Source organism: Arthrobacter terricola (genome assembly GCF_004354015.1).
Classification (GTDB): Bacteria; Actinomycetota; Actinomycetes; order Actinomycetales; family Micrococcaceae; genus Arthrobacter; species Arthrobacter terricola.
In genome coordinates this window covers 24503-38795 of record NZ_SMRU01000010.1, presented here as the reverse complement: position 1 = coordinate 38795, position 14293 = coordinate 24503, and the positions used below count along the sequence as shown (strand labels likewise).

Annotated in this window: 6 protein-coding genes; all 6 read left to right on the top strand. The window is 64.6% G+C overall.

The window, feature by feature from the left end; genetic code table 11:
* Window positions 1-56: 56 nt before the first annotated feature.
* The 6 genes from E1809_RS09920 to E1809_RS09895 all read left to right on the top strand — a co-directional run bounded on the left by E1809_RS09920 (window position 57) and on the right by E1809_RS09895 (window position 14070).
* The gene (locus tag E1809_RS09920) at window positions 57-2663 is read left to right on the top strand and encodes a LuxR C-terminal-related transcriptional regulator (protein ID WP_133204071.1); all 2607 of its coding nucleotides are present in this window, start codon (window positions 57-59) and stop codon (window positions 2661-2663) included.
* Window positions 2641-5400 carry a LuxR C-terminal-related transcriptional regulator gene (locus E1809_RS09915; RefSeq protein WP_133204070.1) on the top strand — a complete coding sequence of 920 codons (2760 nt, stop codon included), beginning with the start codon at window positions 2641-2643 and terminating at the stop codon, window positions 5398-5400. Before E1809_RS09920 ends, E1809_RS09915 begins: the two co-directional genes overlap by 23 nt.
* Before the next feature lie 207 nt (window positions 5401-5607).
* Window positions 5608-8418 carry a LuxR C-terminal-related transcriptional regulator gene (locus E1809_RS09910; protein ID WP_133204069.1) on the top strand — a complete coding sequence of 937 codons (2811 nt, stop codon included), beginning with the start codon at window positions 5608-5610 and terminating at the stop codon, window positions 8416-8418.
* Window positions 8415-11096 carry a helix-turn-helix transcriptional regulator gene (locus E1809_RS09905; RefSeq protein WP_133204068.1) on the top strand — a complete coding sequence of 894 codons (2682 nt, stop codon included), beginning with the start codon at window positions 8415-8417 and terminating at the stop codon, window positions 11094-11096. The genes E1809_RS09910 and E1809_RS09905 overlap by 4 nt, the downstream gene beginning before the upstream one ends.
* A 567-nt stretch (window positions 11097-11663) precedes the next feature.
* Window positions 11664-13034 (top strand): nucleotide sugar dehydrogenase, encoded by a 1371-nt coding sequence (locus E1809_RS09900; protein ID WP_133204067.1) that lies wholly within the window; start codon window positions 11664-11666, stop codon window positions 13032-13034.
* A gap of 31 nt (window positions 13035-13065) precedes the next feature.
* The gene (locus E1809_RS09895; protein WP_133204066.1) at window positions 13066-14070 is read left to right on the top strand and encodes a dTDP-glucose 4,6-dehydratase; all 1005 of its coding nucleotides are present in this window, start codon (window positions 13066-13068) and stop codon (window positions 14068-14070) included.
* Window positions 14071-14293: the final 223 nt, after the last annotated feature.

The following is a 14293-nucleotide window of genomic DNA, read 5'->3' as shown; positions in this document are numbered from 1 at the left end:
GGGCTGCAGAACGCCGAAAATGGTCGTCACTGATCCGTCAGGACCTTCAGAAAACGGTGGTTGACTCGCTCAGCACCCCCGACGTCTATGGCGTTGTGGTGGTCGGGGCGCCTGGCGCCGGCAAGGCGACGTTCGCACGATCAGTGGAAGCTCGGCTCAATTCGAAAGTCCATGTCCTCCACCTCCACGGCTCCGCTGATGCCGAAGCCCCTTTCGGTTCCATGGCGCATTTGCTCGCGCGGCTTCCCGCGGAGGTCGCGGATAACCCGGGAGCCGTCATCCACGGCATTTCCCACCTGATACATTCCGATGCCGCGGGCCGTGAAGTGCTGGTGGTCCTTTCGGAACTTCCCTCCTTGGACAGCATGAGCACGGCCGTCCTGGTCCAGTTGTTGATCAGCGGCGTAGCAAAGGTGCTCGTCACCGTCCGGCAAGTGACCGATATGCCGGAAGACCTCATCAGGTTGCTCAAAGACGGGCTCCTCGATGAGGTTGAACTGCAGGTCTTTTCCCGCTCGGAGGTCTCCAAGCTGCTCGGTGGGATCCTCGGCAACCGGGTCACGGCCACCGCTGCGAGTGCCCTTCACGCGGCAAGCGGGGGAAGCCCCTTGGTGCTCCAGGCCATCGTTACCGAACAGCTTCGCTCGGGCAACTTGCACCTGGCCGGGCAGGTCTGGGCGATGAAGGGCGAAATCCACCTGTCATCCGCCGAAGTCCTGACCGAACTGGTCCGCTCGCGCCTCGCGAAAGAGCGGCCGGCCGTCCAGGAAGCGCTTGAATTGATGGCCCTCATCCGCACGGCCCCGCTGGCGGTGTTGCTGGACGTCCTCGAGCCTTCCGCGGTTGCCGAAATGGAGTGGTCCGGGTACTTGCGCATTGAGTCTTCGGGACCCAGGCGCGTATCGCTGCGTGATGACTACATGGGCGAAGTCATGCGCGGATGGATGGACTTGCCGCGTCGGAACGAATTGCGCAGGCTTGCCGCAGGCGTGATTGGCAGCATTTGGCGGGACCTCGACGCCGAGGCTTTGCTCGGCTTTGCCGCGTCCACTTTGAATTGCCGCGAACCCCTGGAGCCCGCGGTGGCCTTGGCGGCGTCGACGGCGGCGAACCGGCAATTCGATCCCTGGTTCGCTTTGGAGTGCGCCCGGCAGATAACCCCGGATGACAAGGAATGGGTGGCAGCAGCGCAACAGCGGTGTGTTTCCCACGTGATGCTTGCCGAGCACGAGGCTGCCGTTGCGGCGTTGGAGGCGGTGGCCCCCGAACACCTTCAAAGCCTTTCCGCATATGAGTACGCCGATTACGTCCAGGAACTTTGCAGTGCGCTGTTGTGGGTCCCGGACGGGCACTTGCGTATCCCCGGAATCGTGGCCGAAGCTTTCGCGGACCTGGACGGGCGGGCCCAGGAAAGCGGCACGGACACGGCGGACATCTCCCGGGCGCGCGGCGTGCTCCGGCTCGCCAGCTTCGAACTCCAAGTCCACCAAGGCGAGTACGCAGAGGTTGCCGGGGCGTTGGAGGAAGAGTACCGGGACGGCACCGACCTTGAGCAAAGGCTCAATTGCGGCAGCCTCCTGATCATGGCGTGGGCCGTGCTTGGCCGCGAGATGGAAGCCGTTGAGCTCGCCCGCGAACTCAGGCACAAGCTGCAGCGCGCCAAAGCACAACCGCGCCTGCACAATTGGCTTTCCGAAGGCTTGTTCGCGGCCTTGCTGTGCAGCGGGCAATGGGAAGAGCTCGCCCGGATGCTTACGCAGACCCTCGACCAGCAGCCGAAGAACATCCACTACCTGGGCGGTGCCGCGGAGCTCGCCTTAGGCGTCGCCTACACCTATGCCGGCCGGGCCGCAGTTGCGATCGACACCTTGTTGGGGGCACAAGCGCAATTGGAAATCCGCCGCAATTACTATGGACCCTCATTGGCATATTCGGCCTTGGCCTTCGCCTACGCCCAAGCCGGTGACGTGAAGGAAGCCCGGACGTTCCTTGACTTGGCCGACAAGAGCCAGTCGGAAACCGCATGGTTTCCTGCGTGGATGGCCGAGTTTTGCGTCAGGATGGCGCGGCGCTGGCTGAAGGACCCGGGCGCCAAGCAGGGCCTCATGGAGTCCGCCGCCCGGGACCTTGCGAAGGGCCGCATGACCACGGCGTCCATCAGCCTTTTCGGGGCAACCGTCCACGGCACGGAAGAGGAGCTCCTGCTGTTGGAGGAAGTGTCCTCGAGGCGCCAAGGCAAGATGGCGGCGGTCAACCGGATGGTGGCAGAAGGCAGCCGGAAGAAAGAACCGAAGACCCTGCTCCTCGCAGCCTCAGTGGCCCAGGAATTGAAGTTGGACGCAGTGGAAGCGCGATGCGCCGTGCTGGCACTGGACACCGCGCGGGACGTGGGAGATTCGGCATCCGCGCGGCAGGCGCAACAGCGGCTCGACCGCCTGGTGGGCACTGTGCCTGTACTGCCGTTGACCCCGCACAGCTTCGGACCCGAGCTGACGGAGCGGGAGCGGCAGGTTGCAAAGATGGCGAGTCAGGGGTTGAGTAACAAAGAGGTGGCCACCCAACTGCAAGTATCCGTACGCACAGTTGAGGGCCACCTCTACCAGATCTTCACGAAAATGGGCATCTCATCGAGGAGCGAGCTTGAAGGAACCGCACAGCCGTGACACCGCTGCGTCGGTGCATGGTCTTGGGGGCGAAAGCGGTGCAAGACAGAGTGAACCGTGGCTGGACTTTGGACAGCTCCTGCCGGGGATTACCGGCGCCATCAGGGCGGATGACTGCACCGCCGTCTTCGTCGTGGGTGAAACCGGCCTCGGGGCGTCAACCCTCCTTGCCCAACTGGACAGCGCTTTCGGCGGCGACAGGGCAGTAGTCCATATCCACGGCAGCCCGTCACTCACAGCGGTTCCGTACGGGGTACTTGCCCCGTTCCTTGCCCAGCTGCCAATTGCCGATATCTCGTCCCGCGTGGCTGTGCTGCGTGCCTTGTGGGACCACTTGGAGGCTATCCGGACAGGTTCCGGACCGGCGTTGCTTTTGGTGGACGATACCCACTACCTGGATGACGCCACGTGCGAGATGCTCACGGAGCTCCTCCAAGCCGGTTGGGCAAAGATGGTTGCCGCGTTCGTCCCCTCTTCGGGCGTTCCCGAGCCGCTCTTGCGGTTGTGGCACGAGGGAACGGCCGAATGGTTCGAGCTTGAACCGTTGACCGCGGAGCAGGGCCATGAATTGTGCGAAGCGTTGCTGGGCGGCGTGGTCCTCAACACTACAAGCCGCGGATTTTGGACCCAGGCGGGCGGCAACACCTTGCTCCTGAAGACCCTCGTGCGGGAGGCCGAAGCATCGGGCGGCCTGGTCCAGCGGAACGGAGTGTGGCTCAAGACGGCCGCGGTGCCGGTGCACACCGTCAAGCTGGAAGCCGTCGTCGAACTGCAGCTCTTGGGGGTCTCACCCGAAGGCCGGGAGGCTTTGAGCCTGATCGCCCTCGCGGAACCCGTGGACCGCACGCTGATCAACGTCGTTGCCGGCGAAGACGCCGTCCAGGAATTGCTGGACCAGCGCTTGGTGGTGCCGGCGGGCAACGGTTTGCCGAGCATCCGGCTCGTGAACCCGATTTACGGCGAGCTCCTCCGGAACCTTGTGCCTGCCGCGCAGAGCCTCCAGTTGCACCGGCAAATCATTTCGCGCATGGACGTGTTGGAGGACAACCCGGACTCGCTCTTGAGGATGGTCACGTGGTCCTTGGACTGCGGAGCGGACGTGCCGGACCGGCTTTTGCTCCGTGCAGCGGTCCTCGCGGTCAAGTTCATGCAAAACGAGGCCGCATTGCGGATGGCCAACACCGTTCGTGGGATGCCCTTGCACGCCGTTGCCCAGGCGGTCATGGCCCGCTCGTATTTCAATCTTGGACGCCGCGATGAGGCAGCTGCCGTCCTGGCCCTGGATACGATCGACAGCGACGCCGGATCCGCCCGCGTGATCTTCGGCAGCCTGCTCCGTTCGGTCATCCGGGCCGGCGTCGGTCAAGACCCGTCCGTGATCCAAGCCGATGCCGGGCAGTTGAGGGAATGGGTCGGACAGCAACCGGCGCTGCAAGGCCAACAGACCCCGGACGCGAAAGCCGCCGTGCCGGTCGTGGCGGACCTCATGGATCTGCTCGTGGCATCTTTTGAGGGCACGTACGGAGCGATGGCGGAGGGCATGGAACGCGTGCTCCGCCAGCTCGACTCCGTGGATGTGACCTTGACCGTCCTGTTCAAGGCCTTGGCCTTCGCCCTGAAAGCGGAGATGTTGTGCGCCCTTGGCTTCGGCCGCCAAGGACGGCAGATGGCCCTGGAAGCCGCGGTCTTGGAACAGCCGCCGGACAACGATGTCTTCTTCCTCCCACAGTTCATTGCTTCGCGGCACGTGGTTTGCGCCTTGGCGTCCGGTGACTGGAGCGACGCCCAGAGCCTGGTGGACACCTATTACGAATCGTCGGGAATCGCCACGGCGTCGTTCGGCGGCGCCGCCTACGTGGTGCTGGGCTACGTAGCTGTCCGGCAGGGAAAAACCGCCGACGCCTTGCCCGTGTTGACCGCCGGCTTGGAAGCACTGCGGGACAGCGATCCGCAGAACCTCTTCGGGTTGTGCGCAGCCATGGCATTCTATGTTGCGGCCGGCGCAGGAGCACCAGAGGCGGAACGGTTCAGGGCGGACTACAAAACCTGGGGACAGCGCTGCATGTACTTGCTTTCTGCCCAAGCAAGTAGTTTTTTCAACGCCGGAATCGAACTCCTGGAACACGACGGGACCGGCATCAAGGGTCTGCGCCGGAACGCGGACGAAGCAGCAGGGGAATCGGCAACCTTCCTCGAACTGCACGCCTTGGAACTGGCGCTCGGGCTCGGAGACACCAGCAGGCTTGACAGGTTCTGCGAAGTAGCGGCCGCCACCGAGGGCGAGTGGGCGCAGGCCTTGGCCAAGTATGGCCACGCGCTCAAGGGCGGAAGCGCCGACGAGTACCTGGCCGCGGCGGAGCAACTCCATGCTGCGTCCGCCTTCCAGCTCGCCGCCAAGGCCTATGCCGCGGCGCTCGAAGACGCGAACAAGACACGGAGCAAGGAAGTGTCCGCGATTGCGCGGGCGGGGCTTGCGCGGTGCAACGAGGAACTGGGCAAGGGCAGCGAGGAATCGCCGCATGAGTCCGTTGTTCCGAAGCTGACACGGAGGGAATGGGACATTGTCAATCTCGCGGTTCAGGGCCTGAGCGACCGGCAGATCGCCGACGAACTGTTGATTTCGGTCCGCACCGTTGAAGGCCACTTGTACCGGTGCTACTCGAAGTTGGGCATCGCGAGCCGCGACGACCTCGCCCGGGCAGCGGACCTCGCGCGTGGCGCGGGCGGGAACGGCTGACCCGGAAAGCCCGCGGCGCGTGGATACTCTCCGGTTCCAGCGGGACGGTACTGCGGCCAACGAGTAGCTACCACGCATGGGAGGGGTACTCACGCCGCCATACGAGTACCTGCCCGGAGGAAAGTCGAGTACTCACTACTGGTGTAGGCCTGACGCCTAGCTGGTTAATTGGGGGGTGTCACCACTCGAACACTGGGGGTCTCGCTCATGTTGACAGCAGGCAGTGCATCAAAGGTCCACGCCATCAGGCCCGGGGGAGGAACCCGGTTCCAGGCGTTCGACCTGCCGTCGGCGCAAGTCTCGTCCGACGGCGTCGAAAGCAAGTCGGTCATCCCGACTGCTTGGCCACCGATCGCACCCCGGGCCGCTGTTGAGGACATAGGACTGGCCCTGGCCGCGTCGCGCGGCGGCATCCTGGTGACGGGCCCGTCGGGAAGCGGCAAGAGCTACTTGACCACCCGCGCAGTCAACGAGATCCGCGAAAGCTCCTTCGTCGTCGTGATCCGGGGGAGCGCGCCGCTCGCACGGTCGCCCTACGGTGCCCTGAACATCCTCCTGAGCGACCTCGACCCTGGGTACTTGGCCCATCCCGTCCTGGTGCTGTCCGCATTGTCGTCCCTGCTGCGTGAGCGGGCGGACGGCAAGCGGGTGTACCTCGTGATCGAGAATGCCTCCGAGCTGGACGAACTGGCCGCCATGACTGTCGCCCAACTGGCGCGAAACGGCACCGCGCAACTGATCCTGACCGCCACCGACCCTCAGCGGCTCTGCGGCGAGATCACGAGGCTTTGCGGCGACGGCTTCCTGGACCGGATCGACCTCAAGCCCTTGACCTTCCATGAGTCGCACGACTGGCTCGAGGCGGGGCTGGGCGCCAAGGTGTCGCCGTCGGCGGCCCATGCACTGTGGGCGGCAAGCGGCGGAAATCCGCACTACTTGAAGATGCTCGCGGCGGAGCTCGCCGAGTCCGGTGCGCTCCTGGTACACGACTCCGTGTGGGTACTTGCTTCACAGAGCGAAAACCACGGCCGCGCGATCACGGACCTCATCACCACGCGGCTCGGCCGCATGAACGGCGGCGAGCGCAAGGTCCTGGAGATACTCTCCCTGGCCAAGACCGTTCCTTTGGAGGCGTTGCTTTCGCTCGCGTCCTCCGACGACGTCGATTCACTCGAAAAGCGCAGCATCCTGGTGGTGGACGACTCGCTTCCGCGGATGGTCCGGCTGCAGAGCCAACTTGTCGGGGACGTTGTCCGGTCGAATGTCCCGCTGGGCCGCAGCAACGAATTGCGGAACATGATGGCCGGGACCGCGGACTACTTGCTCGGGCAACCGTCGACGACCCTTTCGATGGCCGCGTGGGCCCTTGACTGCGGGGCGAAGCTCGGGATCGACGAAACGCTTGCGGCTGCCGCGATCGCGAACCGGCAGCTTGATGCGCGGCTCGCCTTGCGGTTGGTCCGCTCGCTGCCGAACCACGCCGGGCTGCCGCTCGCAGTAGCTGAGGAAGCCCGCGCGTTGATGACGCTGGGTGAACTCACGGAGGCCCGGAACGTCCTGAAGCTCCACCTTGGCGGAAGCGATCAGGCTTTCGACGACGTGCCGCTGTCCGAGTGGGGCCGGCTCAAGCTGGCCGAAAGCACAGTCCTCCTGGCCCGGCCGGATACTACGGCGTTGGCGGCAGAAGTACTTGCCGGCGTCCGGCGCCGGCTGGAAGAGGCGACGGTCGTCGCGCTGCCGGATGAGGCAGGTACCGGTACTTCGACGGCGGAGCTGCGCGAGGCGCTGGTCCTGGCGGAGTCGCAAGCGGCGAGCTACACCGGTTCCTACGCAGAGATGGCAGTCCGGCTCGAAGAGGTGCTGCAGGACTTTGAATCCCACGGCGTGGAATTCCGGCTCCTCGCCGGAAGCTGGCTGTGCGAGGCCTGGGCACTGACGGGCCGGCAGTCCGAAGCAGCAGACCTGGCCGAGCAGTTGGTGGCCGATTGCCACGATCCGGCTGTTTCCCTCGCGGCGGCGCGGCGTGCCGCATCCCGGTTGAGGTTCGCTTTCGTCCTGGCCGGACACTGGGACGCGGCCGGAGACATGGTCCAGCCGGGCGATGCGGAAATGACGTCTTCGGCGGAGGCGCTTCCGACCGCGATCGACCTCCCCAAAGCGATTTTCCACTGCCTCCAAGGACGGGGGCAGGATGCTTTGGAAGCGCTCGTTCCCGTGATCAGCCAATTGCGGGTCCAGGACAACGAAGGCATGTTGGACATCGCGTGCACCGCGGCCGCGTACGCTTCGGTTTTGCAGGGCGAGCAGGAGCAGGCCGTTCTCTACCTGAAGGAAGCGGCTGCCGAGGTGCGTAGGCCGACGTGGCGGAAGGACCGGACCCAGAAGTACCTGAGGGCCCTCGCTGACGAGCACCTCACGGGCCCGGAAGCCGCCGTCGAGGAGCTTCTTCGGCAGGCCGACTCCGCCCGCGACGAAGGCGCCCCGGGTCACGAGATTTTCTGCCTCAGTTCGGCCGTGCGGCTCGGTCACGTGGCCGCCGCGCCCCAGCTGCTGGAAGCGGCATTGGCTTGCCAAGGCCAGTTCGCCGAGCTGTGCGCCCTGTACGGACGGGCCACCGTTTCCGGCAATGCGGAGATGCTCCTGGACGCGGCCCGGCTGGCCGAAAGCATGCAGAACGACCGGTTCGCGTTCGACATCGCCGAGAGCTTGCTGAACTCGGAACAGGTACAGATGGACCGCGGCGTGCTGAGGCAGGCGAGGCAACTCGCCGAGACGTGCCGGCAGCGCTTGCGGACTCCGCAGAGCGGGAACCAGGAAGGGCTGAAGCTGACGGCACGGGAGCTTGAGATCGCGAAGCTCGCCGCCAAGCGGGAAAGCAACAAGGGTATCGCGGCGAAGCTCCATGTTTCGGTACGGACGGTCGAAGGCCACCTCTACCAGATCTTCGGCAAGCTGAAGATCGTGGAGCGCTCGGAGCTTAGCTTCGCCCTCGGCAGCCTGGAAGGCGGCCTGTCATGACTGAGGTGGTGACCACGGAAACGTTGGTGGGGCGCTTCAGCGTCATGTCCGCCGTGGTCGATTGCCTCTTGGACGGCAACGGCCCGGGCGTCCTCCTTTTCGGTGATGCGGGGATCGGGAAAACCGCGCTGATCAATGAGGTGGTCAATGAATTGGGCCACCGCGTCCGCCCATTCCGGATCTTTGCCGGACCGACCCTCGCTTCGGTCCCGTTCGCAGCCTTGGCGCCCCTCCTGACGGGGCTGACGCCGGGGCAGATCAACGAGCCGTTGTCCGTCCTCAGGGCTGTGGTGGCGGCGCTGAATCCGGCCGGCCAGCCGCACCCTGCGCCGGCCGTCCTTATCGTCGAAGACGCGCACCACATTGATGACAGCAGCGTTGCTGTCCTGGCGCAGCTCGCCGCGGCGGAGGCAGCCAAGGTCGTCTTCCTGTGCCGCCCCTACCCGGCGCCGCCGGCGGAGGTCTTCTCCATGTGGTCCGAAGGGCTCGTGGACCGTTTCGACCTCCAGCCCCTCAGCGAGCCGGAAGTCAACAAACTGTGCGCACAGGCATTGGATGCGCCCGTGGTTCAAAGCACCAGCGCGGTCCTGGGCAAGTACTCCGGCGGAAATCCGATGTTCCTGCTCGAATTGATCGAGCATGCCAAGTCCCTCGGCCAGCTTGTCTGCCACAACGAGGCCTGGATGCTTTCGGGCGAGTTGCGGGGGACCAGCGTGCGGTTGATGGACCTCGTGCGGAACCAGATCCTCCACCTGGACGTCGCCCAGCGCGACACCTTGGAAACCGTTGCGCTCGCGGAACCTGTTCCGCTGGCGGTGGTCCAACAAGCGTGCAGCGCGGCGGCGGTGGATGAGCTGCAGGAACTGCATTTCATCGAGATCGACGACGACCCCGCCCGCCATGTCCGGCTCGCCCAGCCGTTGGTCGGCGAAGTCATCCGGCAACTGGTCCCTACTGCCCACAGCATGACCATTCGGCGGCGCATCCTCGACTTGATGCAGGATAAGCCGCAGACCATGGACGGTCTGCTGCGGTACGTTTCGTGGGGCTTGGAATCGGGCACGAAGGTTCCCGACGCCGACATCCTCGAGGCCGCGCAGCTGGCGAACCGCCTGTTCATTCCCAGCTACGTCGAACGCGTGGCGGGAGCCATCAAGGACCCCGCGTTGAAGCTGGCGGCCCAGGTGGAAGTGGCCCGTGCCAAGTGGTACCGCGGCGACGTCCGGGGATCGGTGTCCTCGCTCGCCGGCGTCGTCGACCGGACGAACGATCCGCGGACAGTCCGGCAGGCATCGATGCTCGCCGCCCAATTGTCCGGCCGCCAAGGCATTGGACCAAACGCCATCAAGCAAGCGGCTTACGAGTGGGAAGCCGCCCTCGCCCGCCTCGCCGAGTCACCGCGCGGAATCGACCCCCGCGATCTGGAACTCGGCAAGCTTGGCAGCCGGCTTTTGACCCTCGAAGGCCTCCAGTCGGAGCGCCACTATCTTGATACCGAGCGTGAACTGCGCCAGATCTGGAAAGAAACCGACGACGACGAGTCCCGGCTCGTCGCCGGCACCCTCCTGGCGGAAGCGATGGCAGTCACCGGACGGCCGGTTTCCGCGCTCCAGATCCTCATGGGGATCCAGGAAATGGTGACAACGAGCGGCGACTGGAGCCTCCAGTACGCCGGATTCGTGATGCGCAGCTACGTTTCGGCGCTGCAGCAGGCCGGCGAACTCGACGTCCTGGACTCGTTCCTGAAGAACCACGTATCGCGAGCGCCCAACTCGGTGATCTACGCGGGCGGCATGCTGCACCTGACCGCCGGCATGGTGGACTTGCGCAGGGGAGACCTCGGCGTCGCCCTGCCCCGCTTGCGCCAGGCGGTAAGCATGCTCCGCGTCTCGGACATGGGAAGCGACCTGCCCGACGCCGTTGCTGCCGCCGCCTACGCGGCGTCGATCCTCAAGCGCCGGGATACGGTCATGACGTACTCGGCCGAGTACGACGCCCTGGTCCGGGACGGCATGCATCCGAGCCTGCTCGCCCAGGGCCATGCGACCATCGCGAGGGCCGACCATATCGGAACGCAGGCAGCGATCGCCCGGCTCATGGCGCTCGCGGATTCCGCGGCCGCCGACGGTGCGATCGGCTCGGAAATCGACCTCCTCATGCTTGTCCTGAGGCTGGGCGATACGAGCGTGGCGCGCCGGCTGGTCGCGGTAGCGGAAGGAAGCGAAGGCAGGACCGCCGAATTCGCCTTGAGCGTCGGCCTGGCGCTCACACACAAGGACGCGGACCGGCTCATCGAACTAAGTGATTCGGCCGCGAAGGAAGGCATGGAACTCGCAGCCGCCGATTGCGCCGGTCACGCCCTCCGAATCCTGGAAAGCAGGGGGGACAAGGCCCGCCAGCTCGAAGGCCAGCGACTCCTGAAACGCCGCACGGCAGCCCTCGACAAGGCCGGTCCGGCGGTGGAGGGCAATTCGCCAGACCTCCAGAAACTGACCAGGCGGGAACAGGAAATCGCCGCATTGGTCCAGGCAGGATCGAGCAACAAGGATATTGCGATGAGCCTTGGACTGTCCTTGCGGACCGTTGAAGGCCACCTGTACCGGATGTTCGCCAAATTGGGAATCAGCCACCGCGAAGACCTGATTAACGGCACCCACGGATCGGACAATTTCGGCTAGCCGGACTGCTCCGTTTTCCACGGCGCCGCGGTGTCCGATTCCAGCGCGAGGCGGGTTGCCGCCGTCGTACGCTTTTTCCTTGCCTCGATTACTTGGTACCCCCGTATTCCCTCACGTGGGCCACAGCAATTCCCAGCAATTTCACAGCGCCAGTGTGCCAGAAATCAGGGGTAAAGCGGCCAACCAAGTACCTGCCCGAGTGGTTAAAAGTACCAGGGCGGGTAGTGGGGAGCATCGGGAAGGGTTTTGCATCGAAAGACGGGTAGATTCCACTCGCGCCCGGAGTTGGGCTTGGTTAATATCCTCATTCTTGATGGCAACCGCCACCAATTGGGGATAAGTGGGTCTCGAGATGAAACGCAGGAAGAATTCTTTGCTACAGGAAAGCCAGTCGGCATTCCGGCGAGAAGTCAGCTCCAATGCGACCGGTCTCCCGCGGTACGCGGGGTCCCCCACAAGCGAGCCGACGGCGGGCGGTGACGCGCCTTCTGAGACCAGGGCACACGCCGCTTCGCCGTCGGCTTTTTTTCACACTGGAGACAACAGGCAGCGGGAGGTCGACTGACCATGACACCGAACACGAGGGTAAAGACAGAGTTGAGCAGGGGTCCTCAGGCCCTTCACGCAGCACCAGGGTGGCCGGAGGAATCCCTCCTCACGACCGCCACGCAGGACCCGGCATTCACCTTCGACGTCGCGATCGTGGGCATGGGATACGTAGGGTTGCCGACGGCCCTAGCCCTCAATGCGTCCGGACGGCGGGTCCTGGGCCTGGACGTATCGGAGAACCGCCTGGCGGTTATCCGCGAGGAACGGGCTGACCTCCTGGACTCGGACAAAGCGCGGCTGAACAACGCGCTCCAGGATCCCACCTTCATGCTGAGCAGCGATTTGTCATTGCTCGCACGTGCGGCGGCGGTTGTGGTCTGCGTGCCCACCCCGGTGGACGAATACCTGGTGCCGGACCTCGGCATCCTTCGCGCAGCCTGCGCTTCGGTGGTCGAGTTCGCCACCGCGGGCCAACTGCTTATGCTGACGTCCACCACCTACGTGGGATCGACGCGCGACCTCCTGGCCCTGCCCCTGGCGGCGAGGGGACTCATTCCCGGACGGGACGTCTACGTCGCCTTCTCGCCCGAGCGCATCAACCCCGGCGTGGATTCGTTCTCGCATGAAGACGTTCCCCGGGTTGTGGGCGGCGTGACCCCTGCCTGCGGCGAAGTTGCCGAAAGGCTCTTGCTCGCCAGCACCAAACTGGTCCACCGTGTTCCGTCGGCGGACGTGGCCGAAATGACCAAATTGGTTGAAAACACTTTCCGTGCGGTGAATATCGCCCTGGCAAATGAATTCGCCGATATCTGCCATGAACTCAATATGGAGGTCATGGACGTTATTGACGCGGCTTCGACCAAGCCGTACGGCTTCATGCCATTCACGCCCGGCCCCGGCGTCGGCGGACACTGCATTCCGTGCGACCCGCACTATTTGTTGTGGCAATTGCGCAAGGCGCGCGTCACGGCCCCGGTCATCGAACAAGCAATGGCGGGAATTGCCGGCCGGCCCCATCAAGTGGTGGAAAAGGCGCGGCGGATCCTGTCCGACCGGAACCACGGAGTGGCCGGAGCCCGCGTCATGGTTTTGGGCGTCGCGTACAAGCCGGATGTCGAGGATCTTCGTGAATCCCCGGCCCTGGAAATCATCGCAGCACTCATTGCGGACGGCGCCGTGGTGGCTTACTCGGACCCGTGGTGCCAGACCGCTCCCGACGGCCACGGTGGCGTCCTCACCTCCGAGCAGTCACCCGCCGATTGGGGTGCCGACCTGGTGATCCTGCACACGCGGCACAGCAAGGCAGATCTCGAGTGGCTCGAGGGCGCCCCGGCAGTCCTGGACACCACCTATCGCCTGGCCAAGGCAGACAACGTAACCCGCCTCTAGATCCCCCGGATTTCCGACGGAAGCAGGAGTAATGAAAACAGCAATAACCGGCGGTGCCGGGTTCATTGGAAGCCACCTTGTCGAGCACCTCTTGGCGGCCGGGAATGAAGTCGCAGTCTTGGACAATTTGTCTACTGGTCGCCTCGAGAACCTCAAAGGGGTCATCGGCCACAGGAACTTCCACTTCGTCGAGGGCAGCATCCTTGACCGCGACGCAGTGGACAAGGTTGTGGCCGGTGCCGACAGGGTCTTCCATTTGGCAGCCGCGGTCGGCGTCAATTTGATCGTCGACCACCCGCTGGAGAGCCTACGCACGAACATCCACGGCACCGAAGTGGTCCTGGATTCGGTCCTCGAGTCGGGTGCGAGCCTCCTCCTGGCGTCCACGAGCGAGGTTTACGGCAAGAACACCTCGGACAGCCTCTCGGAAGAGGCAGACCGCATCCTGGGATCCGCGCTGAAGTCGAGGTGGACTTATGCGGCGGCGAAGGGCATCGACGAAGCATTCGCGCACGCGTACTGGCGGCAGTTCGGCCTTCCCGTGGCCATTGTGCGGCTCTTCAACACGGTGGGTCCGCGGCAGACGGGACGCTACGGCATGGTGGTTCCCCGGCTTGTCCGCCAAGCGATCGCAGGAGAGCCCCTGACGGTCTATGGAGACGGCCACCAGACCCGGTGCTTCTCCTACGTCGGCGACATCGTTCCGGCCATCACCCGGATTTCCGAAGAACCCCTTGCCTACGGACAAGCCTTCAACCTCGGCGGCAGCTACGAGATTTCCATCCTGACGCTGGCCAAGCGGATCGTGGAACTCGTGGGAAGCGACAGCCCCATCATTTTGGTGCCGTACGAGCAGGCATACTCCGAAGGATACGAGGACATGCGGCGCCGCGTTCCGGACAACAGCAAAGCCTACGGACTGGTGGGATTCGACCCGAAGACCACGCTGGACCAAATCATCATGAACGTCGCCAACGACTACAAGCCGGCGAAGGTCCTTGACCCCGCGGGTTGGAAGATCACCCTGGCGTCTTGAACAACGCGCAGGCCGGCCCCAGGCTGGCTCATCAATAGGGACAGGTGGCCGGAATCATGGCGGATTATCCGCTCACCGGCCGCCTGTTCCCGTGTCTCGCGGAACGGGTTGTCTCGCGGACGGTCCACAACACGCCGAGGAGCAGATTGTGAAGCACACAGTATCTGGGCGGAGACGCCACGGCCGCGGCGTAGTGTCCGGCCTTGTGGCACTGACGTTGCTT

Excerpts from the sequence above, each read along its gene's own strand:
- E1809_RS09910 (WP_133204069.1), top strand. The coding sequence starts at position 5,608 with ATGTTGACAGCAGGCAGTGCATCAAAGGTCCACGCCATCAGGCCCGGG.
- E1809_RS09905 (WP_133204068.1), top strand. The coding sequence starts at position 8,415 with ATGACTGAGGTGGTGACCACGGAAACGTTGGTGGGGCGCTTCAGCGTC.
- E1809_RS09900 (WP_133204067.1), top strand. The coding sequence starts at position 11,664 with ATGACACCGAACACGAGGGTAAAGACAGAGTTGAGCAGGGGTCCTCAG.
- E1809_RS09895 (WP_133204066.1), top strand. The coding sequence starts at position 13,066 with ATGAAAACAGCAATAACCGGCGGTGCCGGGTTCATTGGAAGCCACCTT.